The following is a 23,030-nucleotide window of genomic DNA, read 5'->3' as shown; positions in this document are numbered from 1 at the left end:
TCCCTGTGGAACGACAACGCAGGGGCGGCGGACGTGTTCCCCTCGATGTGACGTCCCGCAACTGTGGGGACGATCGCATCTCCGGCGATTCCCGAGCCGATATGACCTTGGCCGGAACCGCGTGGGCATGTATCACGGACGGTAAACTGTTCCCGAAGGTTGCGGAGCCCGAGCGTGAGTGAGACTGCCGTGAACAAGCCTTTCATCGACGTGCTGGCCGGTCGGCGCCAGAGCGTGCCTCCGGTCTGGATGATGCGGCAGGCCGGCCGCTATTTGCCGGAGTACCGCGAGGTCCGCGCCAAGGCCGGCGGCTTTCTCGACCTCTGCTTCAATCCTGAGCTCGCAGCCGAAGTCACGCTGCAGCCGATCCGGCGCTTCGGCTTCGATGCGGCAATCATCTTTTCCGACATTCTGGTGATCCCGCATGCGCTCGGCCGCAGCGTCCGCTTCGAGGTCGGCGAGGGCCCGCGGCTCGACCCGCTCGATACGCCGGAGAAGATCGCGACGCTGTCGGCGAAGGCAGATTTGTCGAAGCTGCAAGCGGTGTTCGAGGCGCTGCGCCGGGTGCGGGCCGAGCTGCCACCGAGCACTGCCCTGATCGGCTTTTGCGGCGCCCCGTGGACGGTCGCGACCTACATGGTCGCGGGCCAAGGCACGCCCGACCAGGCACCGGCGCGGCTGCTGGCCTATCGCCATCCCGAGGCGTTCGGCGCGATCATCGACGCGCTGGTCGACAGCTCGATCGGCTATCTCTTGAAGCAGCTGGAGGCCGGAGCCGACGCGCTGCAGATCTTCGACACCTGGGCCGGGGTGCTGTCGCCGCGCGAGTTCGCGCGCTGGTCCGTCGCGCCGACGCGACGCATCGTCGAGGGCGTGCGCAAGGCGCGGCCGGATGCGAAGATCATCGGCTTTCCGCGCGGCGCCGGTGCATTGCTGCCGGGCTACGTCGCCGAGACCGGAATCGATGCCGTCAGCATCGACTGGACGGCGGAGCCGGGCCTCGTGCGCGAGCGGGTGCAGAGCAAGGTCGCGGTGCAGGGCAATCTCGATCCGCTGGCGCTGCTCACTGGGGGCGCGGCGCTCGACCAGGCGGTCGATGACGTGCTGGCGAGCTATTCCGGTGGACGGCACATCTTCAACCTCGGCCACGGCATCCTGCCGGAGACGCCGATCGCCCATGTGGAGCAGATGCTGGCGCGGGTGCGCGCCTACAAGGGATGACTTGCTAGCGCGGCCGGCTGCGCTCGATCAGCTCGGCCGCGCCGTTGGCGAGCAGCTCGAGCCCGACCGCCCGGCCGAGCTCGCGCGGACGATCCGCCGGCGCCGAGCGCTGTGCTTCAATGAAGCGGCCGCCGTCCTCGTCGAGCACCGAGGCGGTCAGCGTCAGCTGTTCGCCGTCGATGGTCGAAAATCCTGCGATCGGCGAGTTGCAGTGGCCGTTGAGCACCCACAGCACCTCGCGCTCGGCGTCGGCGCAGGTCCGCGCCGCTGCATCGTCGATCGTCGCCAGGATGCGCCGCGTCTCCCAATCGGAGGCAGGGCACTCGACGGCGACGATGCCCTGCCCGACCGCCGGCAGCATGTCGGCGACCGGGAAGTCGTACGAGGCGCGATCAGAAAGACCGACCCGCTCCAGCCCGGAGCGCGCCATGATCAGCGCATCGGCCGGTCCCACGGCGCCGCCATCCGGCAGCCGCTGCAGCTCGCCATTGTCGAGCTTGCGGATGCGGGTGTCGGCCGCGCCGCGGAAATGGATCAGCTCGGCGTGCGGAAACAGCCGCCGCGCATAGGCGGCCCGGCGCACGGCATTGGTGCCGATCTTGAAGCCCCGGCCGCCATCGTTGCGGAATTGGTCCAGCGACAGCCCGCGCCGCAGCACCAGCACGTCGCCCGGCGGATCGCGCGACAGCAGCGCGGCAACCACCAGACCGGGCGTCTCCTCATTGCCCGGCATGTCCTTCAGCGAGTGCATCGCTGCATGCAGCCGGCCGTCCAGCATGGCACGGCGGATCTCGGCCACGAACGCGCCACCCTTGCCGCCGTGGGTGAGCAGCTTGCTGGTCTGGTCGGAATCGCCCGTCGTCTCGAACTTGACGATCTCGATGTCGAGCGACGGAATCGCCGCCTGCAGCCGACGGGCGATCTCCTCCGTCTGCGCCAAGGCCATCGTGCTCTTGCGGGTGCCGATCCGGAAACGTGTCACGAACTCATTCCTGCGTCAGCGCGCGTCCTGCAAGATCATGTCGGAGGCCTTCTCCGCGATCATGATGACCGGCGCGTTGGTGTTGCCCGAAACCAGATCCGGCATGATCGAGGCATCGACCACGCGCAGGCCGTCGACGCCGCGCACCCGCAGGCGTTGATCGACCACGGCGGCAGCATCGGTCCCCATCCGGCAGGTCGAGGTCGGATGGTAGATCGTGCTGCCGGTCTGCCGGCAATAGGCCAGGATGTCGTCATCGCTCACGATCTTGGACCCGGGATAGGCTTCATCCGAGACATACGGCTTCAGCGCCGGTGCCGCCAGGATTTTCCGCAGGATCCGGAGGCCCTCGATGTTGGCCCGCCGGTCAATTTCACTGGCGAGATAATTGATGCGGATTTCCGGCGGCACCGTTGGATCCGCGCTCCTGATCCGCAGCGAACCGCGGCTTTCGGGCCTGAGCTGGCAGACCGAGGCGGTGAAGCCGGAGAAGGTGTGCAACTTCTCGCCCATCTTGTCGGTCGAGAACGGGATGAAGTGGATCTGGATGTCCGGGCTCACGAGCCGCGGATCGGTCTTGAAGAACGCGCCGGCCGTACCCGCAGCGATCGTCAGCGGACCGTTGCGGAAGGCCGCATAGCGTACGCCAGCCAGCACCTTGCGCACCGGATTGTTGACGATGTCGTTCAGTGTGATGCGCTGGCTGCAGCGCATCACGATGCGCACCTGCAGATGGTCCTGCAGGTCACTTCCGACACCGGGCGCATCGAGGACCACGTCGAGGCCGTGCTGCTTCAACAGCTCGGCCGGACCGACCCCGGACAGCTGCAGCAGTTGCGGCGAGTTGTAGGCGCCGCTCGACACCAGAATCTCCTTGCGAGCGCGGGCCGTCCGCATTCGGCCGCGCTGGCTGAACGTGACGCCGCGGGCCCGGCGCCCCTCGAACAAAATCCGCTGGGCCAGCGCGTCGGTCTCGACGTGGAGGTTGCTGCGGCCGAGCGCCGGCCGCAGGTAGGAGGCCGCGCTGCTGGCGCGGCGGCCGCGACGGGTCGTCGTCTGGAAGAACCCCGCCCCCTCCTGGCTCGCACCATTGAAGTCGCCATTGAAGGGCAACCCGGCCTCGACCGCCGCTTTCACGAAGGCTTCAGACAAGGGGTCCTCGTGCCGCCAGTCGGACACCGGCAGCGGGCCGTCGACGCCGTGGTAGTCATTGGCGCCGCGGGACTGATTTTCCGCCCGCTTGAAATAGGGCAGCACGTCGTCATAGCCCCAGCCGACATTGCCGCGCTGGCGCCAGCGGTCGTAATCCTCGTGCTGGCCGCGCACGTAGAGCAGGCCGTTGATCGAGCTGGAGCCACCGAGCACCTTGCCGCGCGGCTGGAACACGGAGCGGCCGTCGAGTCCGGGCTCCGGCTCGGTCTGGTACATCCAGTTGACGGTCTTTTCCTTGAACAGCTTGCCGTAGCCGAGCGGGACGTGGATCCAGATGTTGGTGTCCTTTGGACCCGCCTCGAGCAGCAGCACCGTGTGCTTGCCGTCGCTGCTGAGCCTGTTGGCGAGAACGCAGCCGGCCGAGCCGGCACCGACCACGACGTAGTCGAACTCGATGTCCGCCTCACGCAACACCACGCTGCCTTCCATCGCTTCCCCACCGGCCTTGTTGTTCTTTCATCCTCGATGATACCAAAAAGCAAGGACATGCAAGCGGCAAATCAGCAGGTCTGGTCGGCCATCTCAGTCATTGCGGCCTCAGCAGGCGCGCGGCGTGCCGCGCGATCATCATTTCCTCATTGGTGTGGACCACGCGCACGCGCACCCGCGATCGATCCGAAGATATCAAGGAATGGTTCGCACGATTGCGGTCCTCGTCCAGCGCGATCCCGAGCCATTCGAAGCCTTGGCAGACGCGCTGGCGAATGTGCCATGCGTGCTCGCCGATACCGCCGCAGAACACGACCGCGTCGATGCCCGAGAGGACCGCGGTCATGGCGCCGAGTTCGCGCCTGATGCGGTCGACGAAGTAGTCGATCGCCTGCCGCGCCTCCGGCGTGCCGGCGGCCTCCAATTCGCGCATGTCCTGCGACAATCCCGACAATCCCTTCAGGCCCGAATGATTGTAGAGGAGATCGGTGACCGCCTCAGCCGTCATGCGCTTCTCCTGAAGCAGATAGAGAACGACGCCAGGGTCGAGCTGACCGCAGCGCGTGCCCATCGGCAGGCCGTCGAGTGCCGTGAAGCCCATCGACGAACCGATGCTCTGCCCATCCCGGATCGCACACATCGAGGCGCCGTTGCCGAGATGCATCACGACCACCCGGCCCTTCTCGTCGAGCGGAGCGATCTCCTTCAATCGCGAAACGACGTATTCATAGGATAGGCCGTGAAAGCCGTAGCGGCGGATGCCTTGGTCGTAGAACTCACGCGGCAAGGCATAGGTATCATTGACCCAGGGGTGCGAACGATGGAACGCCGTGTCGAAACATGCGACCTGCACGGCGCCAGGAAAGGCGCGATGGGCGGCGCGGATACCGGAGAGATTGTGAGGCTGGTGCAACGGCGCGAGCGGAATGAGCTTCTGCAGGTCATTCAGAACATCGTCATTGACGACGATCGGCTGCTTGAAAGCGAGCCCGCCATGGACGACGCGATGACCGACGGCGTCGACTTCGGTGCGCCCGATGGCGCGCTGCAGTACCTCGAGCACGACGCCGAGAGCCGCCTCGTGATCGGTGGCGCTCGCTGCATTGAGGCGTTCATCGGCCAGCGGAGCGCCCCTCAGCTTCGCTTCGAGATGCGGCGCGGCACTGCCAAGCCCTTCGATCTGGCCATACACGGTCTCCACAAGGTCGGCATCTTCCTCGAACAAGGCGAACTTGATCGAGGATGAGCCGGAGTTGAGGATCAGGATGTGTTGCATCGGTGATGCCGCCTCGTGACGAAGGATGAACTGATAAACTGCAGAAAATGCGAATTATTTCCATGACGATCCGAAGACGAACAAAACGCTAGGTTGTATTCTGGCGCCGAGATGACCGTCGGACCCGCGGGAGGGCCACTGCGTGAATATGCCTCGACATCTCCTGCCGACCACCGTGGTCGGAAGCTACCCGCAGCCGGATTGGCTGGTTGATCGCGCAATGCTCTCGAAGTCCGTTCCCCGCATTCGCATGCAGGGCATGTGGCGCATTCCCCGGCCGCTGCTCGACGACGCTCAGGACGATGCGACCATCGTCGCGATCCACGACATGGAACAGGCGGGGATCGACATCGTATCGGATGGCGAGATCCGGCGCGAAAGCTACTCCAACCGGTTCGCGACCGCGCTCGACGGCGTCGATGCCGACAATCCCGCCATCATCATCTCGCCGTCCGGGATCAAGACGCCAGTGCCGCGCGTCGCCGGTCCGATCACGCGGACGCACCCGGTCGAGCTGCGCGACATGGAGTTCCTCCGCCATAACACCAAGCGTGCCGCCAAGATCACGCTGCCCGGGCCGTTCACATTGAGCCAGCAGGCCCAGGACGATTTCTACGGCGACGACGAGGCACTCGCCATGGCTTTCGCCGAGGTCGTCAATGCCGAGGCCCGCGACCTGCAACGCGCCGGCGCCGACGTCATCCAGCTCGACGAGCCCTGGGTCCGCAACAATCCGCAGGCGGCGCGGCGCTATGCCGTCAAAGCGATCAACCGGGCTCTGGATCATATTACGGTGCCCACCATCGTTCACGTCTGCTTCGGTTATGCCGCCATCGTGCCGGGCTCCAGCAAACCGAGCGGATATGCGTTCCTGGCCGAGCTTGCCGATTGCCACGCCGCGCAGATCGCTATCGAGGCGGCGCAGCCGCGGCTCGACCTCGGCGTTCTCAGGGATCTCTCGACCAAGACCATCGTGCTAGGCGTCCTCGATCTCGGCAATCCCGAGGTCGAGCCGGTCGCGGTCGTCGCCGAGCGCATCCGCAACGGCCTCAAAGTGGTGGCGCCGGAGCGGCTGGTCGTGGCGCCGGACTGTGGCATGAAATATCTGCCGCGTGCGACCGCTTTCGGGAAATTGAAGGCGATGTGCGCGGCGGCGGCGCGGGTGCGCGAGGAGCTCGCCTGAAAGCCCAATGTGGCAGATGCGGCGCATGTCAGGCGCGACCGCTCCACGATGGCGCCACCCTGCAAACCCATTTCCGGAATAAGGCAGGCGGTGAGCGCCGGGGGTCGGCTGGCCCGATTTCGTCGCGAGGGAGGCTCCGATGGCCGTCTGCATCACGTCGAGGAACGTCGCCGCCGCGATCGGCATGCTTGCTGGCGCAGCGGCGAGCGGGACCGCGATGGCCGACCCGCTCGACGACATCATGGGCGGCCTGATGCGCGACGCGCGCAGCTCGTTTGCGCGGATGGTGCCGATCGGGCTCGTACCGACCATGCCATCGCTCCAGCCGCCTCCCATCCAGCAGCCAACGGCACTGCCACCATCCTCTCGGCCCGCGCTCCCGCCCCAGGCTCAGGCCGTCAAGCCGCAGGCGGTAGCGAAACCATTGCGCCCCCGGCCGCCGCTCAGTCCCGCCGCGGCGACGTTGGCGGCTGCCGATGCTGCCGAGACGGTCGCCGACGCCAATCTCGATGCCGCGCTGGCGGCCAACGAGAAGGCCATTTCCGACCGCGACGTGGCGGAGGCGCTGGCGAAGGCCAATCCCACCGCAGCCAACATCGCGGCGGCCAAGGCCGCGGCCGAGGCGGCATACACCGCCGAAGCGAACCTCACCGACGCGCTGTTGGCCGACAAGGAGACCGATGCACGTCTGAAGGCCGCACGCGCCGCCGTCGCAGCGCAGCAGAGCGGCCGGAAGTCCTCAGGCAAGCCGCCTTCGGCGACGCCGGTCAGCCTCGCCGACAAGTAGCCGGCGGCGCACTCACAGCGCGTCGGCCCGCTCCAGCGTGTCGATCGTGACCACGCCGTGGGCGCGGGAAACGCAGGCGCAGAGCTTGCGGCTGTCGTGCTTCTGCTCGGCGCTGAAGAACACGTCGCGATGATCGATCTCGCCCTCGACTTCGACCACGTCGACCGCGCAGACGCCGCACTCGCCGCGCCGGCAATCCGCCATGACCTCGTGGCCGGCGGCATTCAGCACGTCGAGCATCGAGCGGTCGCGCGGCACAACGATCTCCTCGCCGCTGTCGCGCAGCCGGACCTTGAACGGCTCGGTCGACAGCCGGCCGCTCGATCCGAACGTTTCATAGCTGAGATCGGCCGGCACGCGGCCGCACGCCGCCCACGCGCTGCGCGCGGCATCCAGCATCCGCATCGGTCCGCAGAACAGCACGGCTGCTCCGGACGGCAGACTCGAAAAAAGATCGGACAGGTCAAGCCGCTGCGACTGGTCCGCGGCATACACCGTGAGACGGTCGCCGAGCAGCGCCGCGAGCTCATCGACATAGGCCGCATCACCGCGCGATCGCACCGCATAGTGCAGCGAGACGTTCGGCGTCTTGCGCAGCAGCGCGTGCGCTGCTCCGACCAGCGGCGTGATGCCGATGCCGCCGGCGACCAGACAATAATGCGGACGCTGCCAATCGACCTGCAGCAGCGAGGTCGGGCTCGCCACATCCAGCCGGGCGCCGGGCTGCAGCGACCACAGATAGCGCGACCCGCCGCGGGAATCCTCGGCGAAGCGCACGGCGATCCGGTAGCCACGCGGGTCCGCCTCGCCGACCAGCGAATAGGAGCGGACATCGGGCTGGCCGGCGGCGAGGACGCCGACCTTGATGTGGCTGCCGACCGGATAGGGCGCGCAGACGTAGCCGTCGGGCCGCAGGATGAATTCGCGGATGCCCGGCGCAAGGTCGCGTGTCGAGACCAGGGTCGCAGGCGACCAATTGTCCTGGAAACGCATGATCGCCTCCTCAGCCGTTGATCTGCGTCTTGATCAGCACCGCCGCGGGCACCAGGTCCATCGGACCACGCGCCTTCACGGCGAGCCGCAGGTTGCGGGCCGCCAGCCGGGCATGCTCGCGCATGATGCTCTCGGCGCGGGCGCCCTCGCGGTTCTCGATCGCATCGATGACGATGCGGTGATGCTCCTGCGCGACCACCAGGATGTGACGCGCCTCCGGCAGCGCCGATTGCGCCATCACGAAGCCGCTCGGCGAGGCGAACGGCAGCGCGCTGGCGCGGTCGACCTGGCGGATCACCGGCGGGCTGCGCGACAGTTCGGCCAGCAGGGCATGAAAGCGCGCGTTCAGCGCCACATAGGCCGAGAACGCGTCGAACGAGAGCTCGGCCGGCGCGATCAGCTCGTCGATCTGGGCGAGGCACTCGCGCATCGGCTCGGTGTCGCGCACGGACACGCCGCGCTCGGCGGCGAGCCGCGCCGCCAGTCCTTCCATCGTGCCGCGCACCTCGATGGAGTCGAGCACGTCGCGCTCGGAGAACGATTTCACCATGAAGCCGCCGGACGGAATGGCCTCCAGCAGCCCCTCCTCCTCGAGCCGCACCAACGCCATGCGCACCGGCGTGCGCGAGACGCCGGCGGCCTCCACCGCCTGCAGCTCGGAGATGCGCTCGCCGGGGCGCAAGCCGCCGGTGAGGATCAGGTCGCGCAAGGTGAGCTGCGCACGTACGGTCTGCGAGATCGAACGCTCGCTGTCACGCTCGGCCATTCCATTCTACTCCGCGGCTTCACGCAGCGGCGTTTCGCGCGCGATCATCCGATCGATGATCCGCCGTGCCCACATTGCGCCTGCATCGATGTTGAGGTTGTAGAACACGCGTCCCGGATTCTCGTCCATCGCGCGCTGCTGCGCTTCCAGGATCAGCTCGTCTTCGCGGAAGATGCCCGACACGCCCTCGCGGATCTCCGTCGTCAGCCGCTGCTCGGGGAGCTGGTAGTTGCGGGCGAACGCCCAGAAATAGTGGCAGGTCTTGTCGGTCTCCGGCGTGATGGTGTTGAGCACCATGCCGTTGACGCCCTGCGAGCGGTCGCCCTCCGGCGCGCCCGTGCCGGCCGGTGCGACGCCGACGTCGATCGTCACCGTGCACGGCGCTTCGAAGCGGATGATCTGCCAGCGGTCCACCAGACCGGGCTTGCCGAGCTGCTTCGCCCAGAACGGCGGCGGCTCGATGCCGCGCATCCAGCGCGTCACGGTCGCGGTGCGCTCGCCATGGGTGACGTCGAACGGCGCTTCCGCCACCGCGTCGTTGCCGATCGACGAGCCGTGCACGAAGGTCTCGTGCGTGAGGTCCATCAGATTGTCGACCACCAGCCGGTAGTCGCATTTGACGTGGATGGTCTTGCCATCGCCGGCCCAGGCCGGATCGTGATTCCAGTGCATGTCGGGAATGGCAGCCGGATCGGCCAGCGCCGGATCGCCCATCCACAGCCAGATGAACCGATGCCGCTCGACCGCCGGATAGGCACGTACGCAGGCCGAGGGGTTGATGGTCTCCTGCGACGGCATGAAGGTGCAGCGGCCCTGCGGGCTGAATTTCAAGCCGTGATAGCCGCAAACGACGGTGTCGCCTTCCAGCCGGCCCTTGGACAGCGGCACCAGCCGGTGCCAGCAGGCATCTTCGAGCGCGGCGATGGTGCCGTCGGCCTTGCGGAACATCACGACGTGCTTGCCGCAGATCGTCCGCGGCAGCAGGGCCTGCTTGACCTCGGCGTCCCAGGCCGCGGCGTACCAGGCATTCATCGGAAAAGAAGCGGCCATGGCGTGTCCTCGTGGCGGTATACTTCTAGCTGGTCATTGTATACATCAAACGGGGGAGGAGGCGCAAGTTCCGCCTTCTCCCGGCGGAAAACCGCCAATCCTGTATACAGCCGCACGACGGTTCCGCTCCAAGGAACAAGGCTGACAGACAATCCCTTCTGATTCAAGCACTTGCGCTGATTCCGCTAGGCACTCCGAAAAGACTCACCCGCTCGGTAACGGCCCCAGAGATCCGCCGGATCAGCCCCCTCGGCGAGAGCTGTTCCGTTCGGAGCGCGGCACCGGCGACGCAGGGGCCGATGATCACAGCCCCTCGCCCCGCAGCCACGCGGCGCCGCGCGCATAGAGCGCTTCGACCTCCGGCCCCTTCAGCCCGGGCATGTCGCGCTTCACCGTGTAGCCGATGCGCGTCTGCAGATAGGCGAGATGCCGATACCCCACGGGAAATTGCTCCAGCAGCGCGCGATCCAGCGCCGGCACCGCGCCCGGCGTCACCGGGTCCATGCGATCCTTCTCGTAGATCGGCTGGCGCAGCACGATGCCCCATTTGCCCGCGCGCTTCTCGAGGAAGTCGTAGAAGCGGCCGGTGCAGAGCACGTCGCACACGACGCCTTCGACCTCGGCCCGCTGTGAGATCGTCATCTTGGTCTGGGAGATCGCGCGATGGCCGGCGAGATCGACCGAGATGCCGCCGAGAAAGTGCAGGATGTTGACACCCTTGGCCCAGGCCGCCTTGCTGATCTCGATGAACTCGTCACCGGTGCCCTGCGTCCACGTCGCCATCATCCGCCCATCCGGATGCCACACCGTGCGGAAACGCTCCCAATCACCGGCATCGCGCCAGATCGCCCAGTTCTGCAACAGTTCGCGGATCTGACGGTCGTCCTCGATCTCGGTGGCGGTCTTGGTCATGTGCATTTCCTCCGTGTTGCGCGGCTGCTGAATACATGGATCGGAGCAGCGCTGCAAAACTCACATTGCTGGTGATGAAGTCCAAAACGCGCCAAGCATTCGATGTCGTCCCGGGCAAGTCCGACAACGCGGAGCGTTGGCGGACGCCGACCCGGGATCCATACGCCGCGGCGGATGTGGCTGGGCGAGAATGGTCGACCATCGTGCCTCGCACATCTCCCTGGGGTTATGGATCCCGGATCGGCGCGCGCGTCGCGCGCTTGTCCGGGACGACAGTTGAGTAGATGTCGACACCTTCGACCTCATCACGGAGGCGAACTGATAAGCATCTTTCATCCCGCGGCACGTCGTGCCCGGGTGATGCAGCATTCGTGTCCCTCTGAACAACGAGAGGGCGCGAGGAAGGCCGGACCTCGGCTGAGGCCCGTGGCCCGCCTGCTCAAAAGAATGCAGGCGGCAGGTACCACAGGTACAGCCGGACAGACCCGGCCTTCCCCGCGCGATCGGTTTTAACGGTGTCCTTCGTGCTCTCCCTGGGGATCGGCTCTCTTGCCCCCATTTTGCGACAACGCGCCTTTGGCGCGTTGCGCAGACCTCAGCGCCGAGAGGCCAGGACCACACGACTTCGCCGTACGTAACGCCTGCGCTCGTCGGCACAGCCGTCACGTCCATCGCAGCCCGCCTCCACGTTCGTGACGACGCGTACGTCCCTCTGCTCGAGGCGGGATACCGGATATAAGCATGATTTCTGAAAAACAGCAATCACTATTTTTGCCGCCGATCTCGTCCGGTGATGGCCTCGTGCCGTCGATGCGACAAAAAAGGTCCGGCCGGGCATGACGGAGCGTAAGCCACTGACCGCGAGCTGCGAGTCCTGGGTCGAGGTGCAGATCCGCATCTGCCCAGGACCATGGCGCATTCGACAATCTGCCGGCGCCGGCAAGCCGTTGGCGGATCTCGATCAGGCACATGACCCGCTTCTGGTGGGTGAAGCAGCTCGTCAGGCGCGAGCAGATCTCGATGCTGCCGCCGTCGCTCGAACTGCTGCGCAACGTCGAGAAGGTATTGGCGACCATCGAGACGCTGCCGGACGAAGCGGCGGTCCGTCGCTGTGATAGACCAGCAGCACGGCGTTGTCATGGTCAGCGGCTGTGGCGCGACGATCGTCAGCTTCGCTTTGCCGTTCGCTCCGGCCACAAAATCATTCGTCGTTCCGGCTCGCCCTTCGCGTTGGCGACAACGGCGGTCTTCGCATCCTGTTCGATCAAGGCCGGCCGGACCCCCGCGACGTGGGAAATGTTCTGCGGACCGACAGCGGCCGGCGCCGCGGCGTCGGCGACGAAGGCATGGGGATCGAGCGGCTTCGGCTGCTTCGTCTCCGCCGAGAAGAACGCCGCGTGCGTGACGAACGAAAGATGGGTCGCATCGGCGGCCCGGCTGGCGCCGGACGGCGCGAGCGCCGCCAGCATCAGCGCCGCACTTGTCCACCCGGCTAGGGGGTTCGATCGTTGCATGGTCTCATTCTCCTCGCGTCCGTGAACATCGACGCGCGATGCGCGTCGCGACAGGGCTATCTGCGCCCGAGCCCGCGGACTGTTCGCTCCAGGCACGACGAAGGTTACCGGTCCGCGTCGGTCGACGAACGGCGAGCTCAGTCGTGCGCGAAGACGCGCGGCGCGACCCAGCCGAACATGCGACGGCCGAACAGGCCGCCCGCACCGATCAGCAGGACAGCCGTTCCGACGTTCCACATCAGGATCATCACCGAGGCGTCGATCGTATGAAACAGAGCGAGCGCCGTCGACGTGATCGCAGATACGGCGACGCCGCCGGTCAAGGCGACGATGGTCGGCCGCAGCCGCGCCGCGTAGCGCAGCATCACCAGCAGGGCCAGCGACAACGGCAGGCTCGTCACGGCGAGCGTCGTGAAGCAGCGGGCCGCCTCGCCGGGGCTCATGCCGTCTGGACCGACCGCAACCCAGTCGGTGAGGCACTGATAGCCGATGTTGGACAGCCATAGCGCCAGCGCCGGCAGCGGCAGCAGCATCCACCACCGCGAGCGGTCGGGAAGGCTGACCAGGAATGCCGCAATCGCGGCCAGCACGCCGGTCAGGATCGAGCCGACGAGGCTGGTCACGAATGGCGCATCGTGCAGACGCTGCACCAGATCTGGACGGATCCCCTGGTTGACGGCGAGCAGCGCCACCACGGCACCGGCCCCGATCAGCCAAGTGCAGGCGCGCAACAGCGGGGGCCGCAGCCGCTTCACGGGCCGCATGTCAGTCGCAAGAGAGTTGATCAGATCGTCGGTCTTGATCATGGCTCGTTCCGCGGAATGAGCAGCTTCTGAAGGCTCTTCAGAGCGCGGTGCATGTTCACCTTCAATGAGGTCGTGGACATTCCGGTTGCCGCCGAGGCCTCCTTGAGCGACAGCTCCCTGAGCTTCAACAGCCGCACGGCCTGCTGCTGCGCTGGCGGGAGATTGTCGATCGCCAGCTCCAATTCGCGGCGGTCGGGCGCCGCCTCCACGCCGGTCTCGGGCTCGGCTGCGATCTCGTGCTCGGGAGACAGCACAGTCTCGCGCCGCCATTGGCGCGACTGCCGCCGTACTCGGTCGATCAGGCGACGGTTGGTGATGGTCACCAGCCACGGCGCGAACGGGCGCGTCGGATCATAGGTGTGGCGGATCGAGTGGATGGTCAACAGCACGTCCTGCACCGCATCCTCGATGTCGCTGCGCTGCCTGCAGTGCCGCGCCGCGAGAGAGCGAAGGTAGGGCGTGATCTCCTCCAGCAGCCGCTGATAGGCGACACGATCGCCCTCCTGGGCATGCGCCATCAGAATCGCCCAATCGAGCGCGCGGCGTCCCGGCTTGACGTCCGCCCCGCTCTGCGCGTCCACCGCGACGAGCCTCAGCCGCGGCGCAGGAGCGCTCTGGTCACTGCCCATCGGCGCTCTCCAGTTTTCGACCGAGCGGCACGACGAGTTGATCGACGCTGAAGGGCCCGTGCCCGAGCGCGATGATCGCAACCGCCATCGCAGCCCAGGGCAGATGAAAATTGGCCCAGCCATCCGGGACGACGAGCTGGATGAAGGCGGTCATGACCAACAGCCCGAGCGCGCTGACCCTGGTCGCCAGCCCGACCACCAGGAGCACCGGCAGCACGATCTCGGCCACGCCATCGAGATGAGCGAAGGCTGCGGGCCAGGGAAAGTCATAGGTCTGTCCGAACAGGTGAAGCTTGAATTCGTCCTCGAACAGATACACCGCGGACGGCGACAGCGACAGCAAGCCATCCCATTTGGTGAGTCCGGATTTGAAGAACGGCACCGCGAGCGCGATGCGCAGCATCGGCGGCGCCACGATGAGAGCCAGTCGCGCGAGCCGATCGATCGCATCCGACATGGCCAAGGTGAGCGCCCGGCGGCCCGCGATCGTGCTCATGACGCCTCCCCCATCGTCGCGCGGTCGAAGCCGATCACCGCTCCGCCATGGATCAGATCGTGGAGGGTGCCGGCGAGGTCGAAGCCAGCGTCCTCGCGCAGCGCATCGTCGACTGCCCTCAGCATCGACCGCCCGGCCGACAAGGCCTGAACGAACGCGAAACTGCCCGACGGGATCGCGCGAACCACGACGTCGGCCTCGGGACGGACGATCAGAACCGCCTCGCCGCCCGCGTCGAGATCGACCGGGCCGGGAATTCCCTCCGCGACATTCATCTGCCAGACCGTGAGCACGGGAAACGCCGAGCGGACCAGCCGCAGGGATGGATGCAGGCGCAGGCGGAGAGCCGGCAGATCGGCCGGCGCTAGGGCGGCGAAAGCCGCAGGTGTGACCGGCTGGGCTTCCGCCGCATGATAGGCCTCCGCCCAGGCGCGCTCGATCGCCGCGAGATCGGCCAGATAAGGCAGTGCCGATGCCGGTGCGAAGCCGCGAATGAACGCCGCGAAGCCGCTGCCATAGTCGAGCAGGATCGGCGAGCACGGCAGTTCGGACAGCAGATGGCGGCGCGCCATGGCCTGGAAGAACTCCTCCCCGACGATGCGATGAACCGCCGGATAGGCGTCCTTCAGCGTCGCCGTCAAGCCGGCCACGACATTGTTGCGATAGACGCCGAACCGGCGCCCGCTCGGCGTCCCATCCGGTCCAACCAGGCCGGGAGGCACCGGCTGCGCGGGATCGAGCAGTGCGCGCGCAAAGCCGCCAAGACGTTCAGCAAGCGGCGGCGTCACAGGCCACCTCCATCGTCGGCGAGAGCATGATGGCCTCGGCCCGGCGCGCCTCCGCCGCGAGCACCGGCCATGGCGGCACCTCGGCGTCCCACTCGATCAATGTCGGCACCGGGCCGGTCGCGCGGATCGCATGCGCACACAGCGACCAGACGACGTCGTCGACCGGCCGGTCGTGGGTGTCGATCAACAGCGGCCTGCCGTGCTCGTCGGCTTCGCGGGCGTGGCCGGCGAGATGGATCTCGACCACCTGCGCGAGCGGAAAGGCGGCAAGATAGCCATGCGGATCCCACTGCTGATTGGTCGCAGCGACATGGACGTTGCTGACGTCGAGCAGGAGACCGCAGCCGGTGCGACGCGCGATCTCGGCGATGAAGTCGGGCTCGGACCAGTTGCTCTCGGCGAACGCGACATAGGTCGATGGATTCTCCAGCAGCATCCGCCGGCCGAGCACGCTCTGCACCTCGTCGATGTGATCGCAGACGCGGATCAGGGTCTCGCCCGTATAGGGAACGGGAAGCAGATCGTTGAGGAAACCGGTATCGTGCGTCGACCACGCCAGGTGCTCCGAGAACAGCCCCGGCTCGTAGCGGTCGACCAGATGCTTGAGACGGCCGAGATGGGCCTGGTCGAGCGGGCGGTCGGCACCGATCGACAATCCGACTCCATGCAGCGACAGCGGATAGCGCTCGCGAATAGCCGTGAGATAGTGGTGCGGTGGCCCGCCCGCGCCCATGTAGTTCTCGGCGTGAACCTCGAAGAAGCCGATATCGGGCCACGTTTCGACGATGCCGCGATAGTGCTCGGCCTTGAGGCCGACGCCGCCCCGCGCGGGGATCCGTCCGGCCGTCGAGAATTGTGCGCGTGCCACCCGAAGACTCCGATCGAGAGAAATGGCGGGCTGCAAGCAGCCCGCCGGCAATGTCTCAGGCCTTCGGCGTCAGGCTACCCGGCCCCTTGGGGCTCTGCATCGTCGTGCAGGTGCCCTTGGGCTCAAGCTTGAACGCATTGCCCTGATAGTCGGTCATGCTGGTGCCCGCGCAGGTCGTGCCGGCGCCGGCGAAGCAGTCGTTCTGGCCCTTCAGCGCGACGCCGAAGCATTTCTCCATCTTGCCGTCCTTCATGGCCTTCATGGTCTCGGCCTGCTTGGCCTTCATCATCTTTTCCATGTCGCCCTTGGCCATCGTCTCCGCCGAGGCGGATGTGACGGCGAGCGCGCCGGCAGCGACCGCAAATGCACCGACGATCATTGCGGACAGCGTGCGATTGGACATGCGTGTTCCTCCATTCTCCGGGTTCAGCCTGCGGACATTGCAGGTGTCTGGCGGCCATCGGCGCGCCTGTACGATGGTTCGCTCCAGTGCGTTGGAAGGTTACGTCGTCTGCTTCGCGATTCATCATTCAGTTGCGCCCGAGATAGTCGAGCAGATCGGCCGCCGCCGACGACGACCAGTCGGCCGCACCCGGGAGGTATCCAACGATCAGTCCTGAAGCCGAGATCAGATAGGTGATCGGCATGCCATACAGCGTGAACGGCGCAGGCCTGCCGCGACCGTCACCGGATTGCGCCACGTACCCGTTCGGATCGAGGCAGATCGGCAGCGACGTCAGCCGCAGCGAGCGCACGAAACGACCGACACTGTCGCGATCGCTGCGGTCTTCGGACACCGCAACGACGTGCAGGCGCTCGCGCCCGACGCTGCGCGCGAGCCGATCGAGCTCCGGCAGCTCGATGCGGCAGGCCGTACACCACGAGGCCCAGAAGTTCAGCACGATTGGCGCGCCGCGCAGCGCGGCCAGATCGAGCGTACCGCCGTCGAGGCGAAACAGCCGCAGCGCCGGCAGGCTCTGCTGCGGCCGCAGCAGCGTGAGCTGATGACGGCCGGCTGCGAAGGCCGGGACCTCGTCGTCAGCAGACCCTGCCGAAGCGGGGCCGGCGCCTGCCATGAGCGCCGTCAACACACCGCCGATCACCTCGCGCCGTGTCGCAACAATCATCCCGCCCGTTCCTCGACGGCGAGGGCGGGCGAGGACTGCGGAACGGCCGGCCGGAACGCGATGAAGAAAAACAGCGGATTGGGCAGCCAGTACAGCCATCCGATCGACGGCTCGCGCCGGCCGTCCGGAAGCTTCAGGTCGAGCCACACGTACAGGAACTTGTAGATGCAGAGTCCGGGGATCCAGTTCGGACGAAGATGGCACGTTCTCAGGCAGCGCCGCCGGATATAGAAGTTGCCCTCGAACGGCGTGATGTCCCAGAGGCCGACCGGCCCCTCGGCGATCACCTCGCCGCTCGGACGATGGGTAATGCGCACGATGCGCGGGCGCCTCACATGCAATTGGATACCTCCCGCCGGCGTGTCCTGATGCTGCCATTCGACGGTACGATGGCGGACCAAGAAAGGTTACCAGGCCACACGCAGCCGCGGCGAAGTCATGCGCACCGGCGCGGATCGCGGTCAGCGCAGCGCGAGCTTTCGCCTTAGCCCGCTCACATCCAATTGACCGGTCGTGATCGATCCAGGGCGGCCGCCCCCGCTTGATTCATTCGACCGCGTCCGATTAGTTACGCCGCAACAACAGAACGGCGGAAACACAGTTTCACGACCTCCCAAGGTGTTGCACAAGGCTTCGTCGCACGATGTGCTCTTCCGGATGACGACTCTCCCCATCGCACAGGTCGGGCCGCTCTGAACCGTCGCGCTCAGCGCACCCGACCTCCTCAGCTTTCCACGCTGACGACCGCCGGTTCGGTCGGCCAGATCCTTTCAGCTGCATCCGACGCTCGTGCCGCCGGTGATCGATGCTGCATGTCGATCAGGACCCGGCGCTGCGACGGCCAACTCAGGAGCGACGCCCCGCATGATCTCTGCCGAACACCTGACCCGCCAATACGGGTCATTCACCGCCGTCGACGACGTCTCCTTTGAGGTCGGCGACGGCGAGATCGTCGGCCTGCTCGGGCACAACGGCGCCGGCAAGACCACCATCATGAAAATGCTGACGGGCTATCTCGAGCCGACCGCCGGCACGGCGACCATTCATGGCCATGACATCGGCACGCAGCGCCGTCAGGCGCAGGCGCTGATCGGCTACCTCCCGGAGAATTGCCCGCTGTATCCGGAGATGACGGTGGTCGAATTCCTCGACTACGCCGCGGAGCTGAGAGGAATCCCGCCGGGCGCCCGGGCGCAGGCGCTGCGCGACGCCATCGCCGCCACCGGCCTTGGGGAAAAAGCCACCGCGCCGATCGCGAGCCTGTCGCGCGGCTACCGGCAGCGGACCGGCGTCGCGCAGGCGATCCTGCACAAGCCGAAGATCGTGATCCTCGACGAGCCGACCAACGGCCTCGATCCGTCGCAGATCGCCCAGATGCGCGGACTGATCAGGGATCTCGCGAAGACCGCCACGGTGATCCTGTCGACCCACATCCTGCAGGAGGTGCGCGCCGTGTGCGAGCGCGTGCTGGTGATCAACCGCGGCCGGCTGGCGCTCGACACCCGGATGAGCGATCTCGGCGGCCCTGGCCGGTTGCGTCTCGTCACCAGCGGGCCGCCAGAACTGGTCGAGCGGCTGGTCACGGGGCTCGGCCTCGTGACCAGCGTGGAGCGGCTGACGGCCGCCGAGCCCGGCCATGCCTATGCGCTCAATCTCAACGGCCACGCGGCCAGCGCCGTGGCGCCGGCCGTCGCCCGCGTCATCACCGACAACAAGCTGGATCTGTTCGCCCTGCATCCCGAACAGCGCGATCTCGAAACCCTGTTTGCCGACATCACCGGCGCCGGCGCGCCGACCCCGGAGGCCCTGCATGCATAACGTTCTTCGTATCGCTCGCAAGGAGCTGGCCGTCTTCTTCGCCTCGCCTGCGGCCTTCATCTTCATGGCCGCGTTCCTCGCCGTCACCCTGTTCCTGTTCTTCTGGGTCGACCGCTTCTTCGCCCGCAACATCGCCGACGTCCGGCCGCTGTTCGAATGGATGCCGGTGCTGATGATCTTCATCGTGTCGGCCGTCACAATGCGAATGTGGAGCGAGGAACGGCGCGCCGGCACGCTGGAGTTCCTGCTGACCTCGCCGGTCGCGCCGCTGCAGCTGGTGCTCGGCAAGTTCCTCGCCTGCCTCGCTTTGGTCGCGATCGCGCTGGCGCTGACACTGCCGCTCCCGATCACGGTGTCCATGATCGGCCGGCTCGACTGGGGACCGGTGGCCGGCGGCTATCTCGCCGCGCTGGCCCTCGCCTCCGCCTACATCTCGATCGGCCTGTTCGTCAGCGCCCGCTCCGACAACCAGGTGATCAGCCTGATCGTCTCCACCCTGATCTGCGGCGCGTTCTACCTGCTCGGCTCCAACACGCTGACCTCGCTCACCGGCAACGAAGGCGGCGAGCTGTTGCGCCAGCTCGGGGCCGGCTCGCGCTTCGAGTCGATCGCCCGCGGCGTCATCGACCTGCGCGATCTCTATTACTATCTCAGCATCTTCGGCGTGTTCCTGGTGCTCAACCTCTATGTGCTGGAGAGCCTGCGCTGGTCGTCGCAGGGCCGCGCGCCGCAGCACCGGCGCTGGCGCATGGTGGCCGCGCTCACGGTGGCCAATCTCGTCGCCGTCAACCTGTGGCTCGGCCAGCTCCCCGCCGCGCGGGCCGATCTCACCGCCGGACACATCTATTCGATCTCGGACGAAACCCGGAGCTATCTCGGCCAGCTGCAGGAGCCGCTGCTGATCCGCGGCTATTTCAGCGCCCAGACCCACCCGCTGCTGGCGCCGCTGGTGCCGCGGCTGCGCGATCTGCTGAAGGAGTACGAGATCGCAGGACAAGGCAAGGTCCGGGTCGAGTTCGTCGATCCGATGCAGAACGCCGCGCTCGAGGCGGAAGCCAACAAGCAGTACGGCATCCAGCCGGTGCCGTTCCAGACGTCGAGCAAGTATCAGGCGTCGGTGACCAATTCCTACTTCAACATCCTCGTCAAATATGGCGATGAATATACGACGCTCGGCTTCCGCGACCTCATCGAGGTCAAGGAGCGCGGTGACGGCGACAGCGAGCTCGACGTCAATCTGCGCAATCCCGAATACACGATCACCCGCGCGATCAAGAAGGTGCTGAACGGCTATCGCGGCTCCGGCGACGTGCTGGCCGGCCTGCCGCACCCGGTGACGCTGGAGGCCTATATCTCTGCCAAGAACCTGCCCGAGCCGCTCGCCAAGCTGAAGACCGCGCTGCAGGAGCTGATCAAGGACGACCAGAGCAAGACGCCGGGCAAGCTCGACGCGAAGATCGTCGATCCCGACGCGGATGGCGGCCAGATCGCCAAGACCCTGCAGGACGATTACGGCCTCGAGCCGCTCTCGGTCGGCCTGCTCAACCCGAAACGCTTCTGGTTCCATTTGATCCTGAAGAGCGGCGACAAGACCGAGCAGATCCAGCTCCCGGAGCAGCTCGACAAGGACGGCTTGAAGCGCAACATCGACGCCGAGCTGAAGCGCTTCACGCCCGGCGCGCTGCGGACCGTCGCGCTGTACACGCCCCCGGCGCAGCAGCCGATGCCGCAGCTCGGCATCCCCGGCGGCGGCGGGCCGTCGTTCGATCTGCTGCAGCAGAAGCTGCAGGAGAACACGCTCGTCGACGCCACCCAGTTGAAGGACGGCCGCGTCCCCGAGCGCGCCGACATCCTGTTCGTCGCCTCGCCGCAGCAGCTCGATCAGAAGCAGCTGTTCGCCGTCGATCAGTTCCTGATGAAGGGGGGCACCGTGATCGTCGCCACCTCGCCCTACCAGCCGTCGCTGCGCGGCAATCTCGATGTGGCCAAGACGCCCTCGGGCCTCGAGGACTGGCTGGCGTTCCAGGGCGTGAAGGTCGGCGACAGCATGGTGCTCGACCGCCAGAACGCCTCATTCCCGATCCCGACCGAGCGCGACGTCGGCGGTGGCATCAAGGTGCGGCAGATCCGGCTGATGGACTACCCGTTCTTCGCCGACATCCGCAGCGACGGGCTGGCGCAGGGCGCGGCGCCCTCGGCCGGCACCCAGCAGCTGACGCTGTCCTGGGCCTCGCCGCTGACGATCGACGCCGACAAGGTCGGCAAGAAGCGGAAGATCGTCGATCTGATCCAGAGTTCGCCGCATTCCTGGACCGCCAAGACGACCAACGTCGTGCCGGACTTCAAGGCGCATCCCGACACCGGATTCCCTCCTGCCGAGAAGCAGGGGCGCCAGCTGCTCGGGGCCATGATGGAGGGCGAGTTCACGTCGTTCTTCGCCGGCAAGCCATCGCCTCTCGCCAAGGACGCGGCTCCGCCCAAACCCGATGCAAAGCCCGATGACGCGGCGAAGGCGGCGGCTGCGGACGCCAAGCCCAGCATCACCGGCGTGATCTCCCGCTCGCCCGAAAGCGCGCGGCTGATCGTGATCGGCTCGGGCACGTTCCTGTCGGACGACGTGCTGCAGCTCGCCTCCAGCGTCGACCGCACGCAGTATCTGGCACCGCTCGACTTCGCCCAGAACCTGGTCGACTGGTCGCTCGAGGACCGCGGGTTGCTGGCGCTGCGCAGCCGCGGCGGCCAGTTCTCGCGCACGCTCGCCCCGATGCAGAGCGGCGGCCAGATGTTCTGGGAATACCTGAACTATGCGCTCGCGCTCGCAGGGCTCGCCCTCGTCTACATCGTGCGCCGCGTGCTGCGGCTCGGCGCCCAACGGAGATATCTCAACATGCTCGGCATAGCGGAGGCGCGGACATGAAAGGGCTTCCCATCCTGCTCACCGCGCTGCTGGGTGGCCAGCTCGCGCTGGCTCTCACCTTCGCGGTCAACCGCTCCGATCATGCCGCGTTCGACGCCAAGGAGCCGCTGGTCGCGTTCGCGCCGGCCAAGGTCGATCAGGTCGCGATCGACGACGACGCCGGCCACACCGTCACGCTCGCGCGGAAGGACGGCAAATGGGTGATCCCTGCGTTGTCGGACTTTCCCGCCGACACGACCAAGGTCAATGGCCTGCTCGACCGCATCGCCGGCCTGAAGAAGGGCTGGCCGATCGCGAAGACCGATGCCGCGGCCGAGCGCTTCAAGGTCACCGAAAAGGTTCATGAGCGCCGCGTGGTGCTGACGAGCGGCGGCAGCCGGGTCGGCGAGTTGCTGGTCGGGACCTCGCCGGCCTATCGCCAGGTGCATGTCCGGGCCGGCGATGCCTCTCCGGTCTACGCCGTCGAGCTGGCGACCTACGACATCGGCGCGGAGCCCAGCGCCTGGATGCAGCACGACATGCTGGACACGCCGCGCGACAAGATCGCCAGCGTGAGCGTCGGTGACGTCACCATCGATGGCAAGGACGGCAAGTTCACGCTGGCGGGGCTCGGCAAGGACGAGAAGCCGCGGCCCGACAAGATCGATGCCCTGGTCAGCGCGATGGCGCATCCTCTCTTCGATGGCGTACGCGGCAAGGGCAAGGCGGCGCTGACCCAGACCGACGCGCCCGACATCACCGTCACGCTGAAGCGGACCGATGGAAGCCAGCTCATCTATCGCTACAAGAAGGACGCCGGTGGCGGCTATCTGTTCACGCGTTCGGCGGAGGACTATCTCTTCCACGTGAGCGCCGACACCGCTGCGCCGATCGTGCTGGCCACGCGCGCGGCATTGATCGAGCCGCCGAAACCGGACAAGGCGCCGAACGCCAACAGCTCGGGCAACAAGAACTCGAACGACAAGAGCTCGGAAGACAAGGTTTCGGGCGCGAAGAGCCCGGACGACAACGCCGCAAAGGCCGAGACGGCAGGCGCCAAGGCAGATCAGGCGCCGGCGGCTGCAGCACTGCAGGCTGCTCCGACGTCATCCCATGGCGCCGATCAGGCCTCTCACGGCGGCGCCGAGCCGCCAAAGTCGCCCGGAGGCTAGGTCCTCACGACGCGCGTATCCGGCTTCGCCGCGAGACTGGAGCCGGATCCCGCGCCGGGTAGCCTATTGTCGCTCGGCCCCGATCAGCCGCTGAGGAAAGGTATG

At 66.8% G+C, this 23,030-nt stretch carries 22 protein-coding genes; 7 read left to right on the top strand and 15 right to left on the bottom strand.

Features of this window, described 5'->3' with window-relative positions:
- Positions 1–189 precede the first annotated feature (189 nt).
- Positions 190–1,221 carry a uroporphyrinogen decarboxylase gene (gene hemE / locus QX073_RS21695; RefSeq protein ID WP_409998625.1) on the top strand — a complete coding sequence of 344 codons (1,032 nt, stop codon included), beginning with the start codon at positions 190–192 and terminating at the stop codon, positions 1,219–1,221.
- Between the two features lie 4 nt (positions 1,222–1,225).
- Here the strand turns inward: hemE and hemC are convergent, their stop codons facing one another.
- From hemC to QX073_RS21680, 3 genes are all read right to left on the bottom strand, one after another.
- Complete coding sequence (gene hemC, locus QX073_RS21690; RefSeq protein WP_315750355.1) at positions 1,226–2,203, bottom strand: hydroxymethylbilane synthase; 978 nt, start codon at positions 2,201–2,203, stop codon at positions 1,226–1,228.
- A 15-nt stretch (positions 2,204–2,218) separates the two neighbouring features.
- Positions 2,219–3,844, bottom strand: coding sequence for a choline dehydrogenase (locus QX073_RS21685; RefSeq protein ID WP_315750354.1), 1,626 nt, complete (start codon positions 3,842–3,844; stop codon positions 2,219–2,221).
- A 97-nt stretch (positions 3,845–3,941) separates the two neighbouring features.
- Positions 3,942–5,120: an acetate/propionate family kinase gene (locus QX073_RS21680; RefSeq protein WP_315750353.1), complete on the bottom strand. Its 1,179-nt coding sequence runs from the start codon at positions 5,118–5,120 to the stop codon at positions 3,942–3,944.
- A 148-nt stretch (positions 5,121–5,268) separates the two neighbouring features.
- On the opposite strand from QX073_RS21680, the gene QX073_RS21675 reads away from it, so the two are divergent.
- Positions 5,269–6,303: a cobalamin-independent methionine synthase II family protein gene (locus QX073_RS21675; protein WP_315750450.1), complete on the top strand. Its 1,035-nt coding sequence runs from the start codon at positions 5,269–5,271 to the stop codon at positions 6,301–6,303.
- Between the two features lie 139 nt (positions 6,304–6,442).
- Positions 6,443–7,090, top strand: a complete 648-nt coding sequence (locus tag QX073_RS21670; protein WP_315750352.1) for a hypothetical protein — start codon at positions 6,443–6,445, stop codon at positions 7,088–7,090.
- Between the two features lie 12 nt (positions 7,091–7,102).
- Here QX073_RS21670 and QX073_RS21665 read toward each other — a convergent pair whose 3' ends face one another.
- The 4 genes from QX073_RS21665 to QX073_RS21650 all read right to left on the bottom strand — a co-directional run bounded on the left by QX073_RS21665 (position 7,103) and on the right by QX073_RS21650 (position 10,811).
- On the bottom strand, positions 7,103–8,083 hold the full coding sequence (locus QX073_RS21665; protein WP_315718243.1) for a PDR/VanB family oxidoreductase: 981 nt from the start codon (positions 8,081–8,083) through the stop codon (positions 7,103–7,105).
- Between the two features lie 10 nt (positions 8,084–8,093).
- Positions 8,094–8,849 carry a GntR family transcriptional regulator gene (locus tag QX073_RS21660; protein WP_315718241.1) on the bottom strand — a complete coding sequence of 252 codons (756 nt, stop codon included), beginning with the start codon at positions 8,847–8,849 and terminating at the stop codon, positions 8,094–8,096.
- Between the two features lie 6 nt (positions 8,850–8,855).
- A complete protein-coding gene (locus tag QX073_RS21655) occupies positions 8,856–9,899 on the bottom strand; it encodes an aromatic ring-hydroxylating dioxygenase subunit alpha (protein WP_315750350.1) in 1,044 nt (347 codons plus the stop codon).
- Between the two features lie 303 nt (positions 9,900–10,202).
- Positions 10,203–10,811 carry a nuclear transport factor 2 family protein gene (locus tag QX073_RS21650; RefSeq protein ID WP_315750349.1) on the bottom strand — a complete coding sequence of 203 codons (609 nt, stop codon included), beginning with the start codon at positions 10,809–10,811 and terminating at the stop codon, positions 10,203–10,205.
- A gap of 969 nt (positions 10,812–11,780) precedes the next feature.
- Here QX073_RS21650 and QX073_RS21645 point away from each other — a divergent pair.
- Positions 11,781–12,350 carry a hypothetical protein gene (locus QX073_RS21645; protein ID WP_316226337.1) on the top strand — a complete coding sequence of 190 codons (570 nt, stop codon included), beginning with the start codon at positions 11,781–11,783 and terminating at the stop codon, positions 12,348–12,350.
- A 112-nt stretch (positions 12,351–12,462) separates the two neighbouring features.
- Here the strand turns inward: QX073_RS21645 and QX073_RS21640 are convergent, their stop codons facing one another.
- From QX073_RS21640 to QX073_RS21605, 8 genes are all read right to left on the bottom strand, one after another.
- Entirely contained in the window at positions 12,463–13,131 is a 669-nt protein-coding gene (locus tag QX073_RS21640; RefSeq protein ID WP_315718237.1) for a DUF1109 domain-containing protein, read from the bottom strand.
- On the bottom strand, positions 13,128–13,760 hold the full coding sequence (locus QX073_RS21635; protein ID WP_316171587.1) for a sigma-70 family RNA polymerase sigma factor: 633 nt from the start codon (positions 13,758–13,760) through the stop codon (positions 13,128–13,130). The genes QX073_RS21640 and QX073_RS21635 overlap by 4 nt, the downstream gene beginning before the upstream one ends.
- Positions 13,750–14,256 (bottom strand): DoxX family protein, encoded by a 507-nt coding sequence (locus QX073_RS21630; protein ID WP_409977990.1) that lies wholly within the window; start codon positions 14,254–14,256, stop codon positions 13,750–13,752. The genes QX073_RS21635 and QX073_RS21630 overlap by 11 nt, the downstream gene beginning before the upstream one ends.
- Positions 14,253–15,044 carry a DNA-binding domain-containing protein gene (locus QX073_RS21625; protein WP_316226336.1) on the bottom strand — a complete coding sequence of 264 codons (792 nt, stop codon included), beginning with the start codon at positions 15,042–15,044 and terminating at the stop codon, positions 14,253–14,255. Before QX073_RS21625 ends, QX073_RS21630 begins: the two co-directional genes overlap by 4 nt.
- Positions 15,025–15,912 carry a DUF692 domain-containing protein gene (locus tag QX073_RS21620; RefSeq protein ID WP_316226335.1) on the bottom strand — a complete coding sequence of 296 codons (888 nt, stop codon included), beginning with the start codon at positions 15,910–15,912 and terminating at the stop codon, positions 15,025–15,027. The genes QX073_RS21625 and QX073_RS21620 overlap by 20 nt, the downstream gene beginning before the upstream one ends.
- 55 nt (positions 15,913–15,967) lie before the next feature.
- Positions 15,968–16,315, bottom strand: coding sequence for a DUF2282 domain-containing protein (locus tag QX073_RS21615; RefSeq protein ID WP_316175837.1), 348 nt, complete (start codon positions 16,313–16,315; stop codon positions 15,968–15,970).
- A gap of 127 nt (positions 16,316–16,442) precedes the next feature.
- Entirely contained in the window at positions 16,443–17,039 is a 597-nt protein-coding gene (locus QX073_RS21610; protein WP_316167702.1) for a TlpA disulfide reductase family protein, read from the bottom strand.
- Complete coding sequence (locus QX073_RS21605) at positions 17,036–17,374, bottom strand: hypothetical protein (protein ID WP_315769939.1); 339 nt, start codon at positions 17,372–17,374, stop codon at positions 17,036–17,038. The genes QX073_RS21610 and QX073_RS21605 overlap by 4 nt, the downstream gene beginning before the upstream one ends.
- A 529-nt stretch (positions 17,375–17,903) precedes the next feature.
- On the opposite strand from QX073_RS21605, the gene QX073_RS21600 reads away from it, so the two are divergent.
- The 3 genes from QX073_RS21600 to QX073_RS21590 are packed head-to-tail and all read left to right on the top strand — an operon-like array spanning position 17,904 to position 22,925.
- The gene (locus QX073_RS21600) at positions 17,904–18,857 is read left to right on the top strand and encodes an ABC transporter ATP-binding protein (RefSeq protein WP_316226334.1); all 954 of its coding nucleotides are present in this window, start codon (positions 17,904–17,906) and stop codon (positions 18,855–18,857) included.
- Entirely contained in the window at positions 18,850–21,774 is a 2,925-nt protein-coding gene (locus tag QX073_RS21595; protein WP_316226333.1) for a Gldg family protein, read from the top strand. The genes QX073_RS21600 and QX073_RS21595 overlap by 8 nt, the downstream gene beginning before the upstream one ends.
- Positions 21,771–22,925, top strand: a complete 1,155-nt coding sequence (locus tag QX073_RS21590; protein ID WP_316171582.1) for a DUF4340 domain-containing protein — start codon at positions 21,771–21,773, stop codon at positions 22,923–22,925. Before QX073_RS21595 ends, QX073_RS21590 begins: the two co-directional genes overlap by 4 nt.
- Positions 22,926–23,030: the final 105 nt, after the last annotated feature.

Source organism: Bradyrhizobium sp. SZCCHNS3052 (assembly GCF_032484495.1).
GTDB lineage: Bacteria > Pseudomonadota > Alphaproteobacteria > Rhizobiales > Xanthobacteraceae > Bradyrhizobium.
This window is presented reverse-complemented; position numbering and strand designations above follow the sequence as displayed.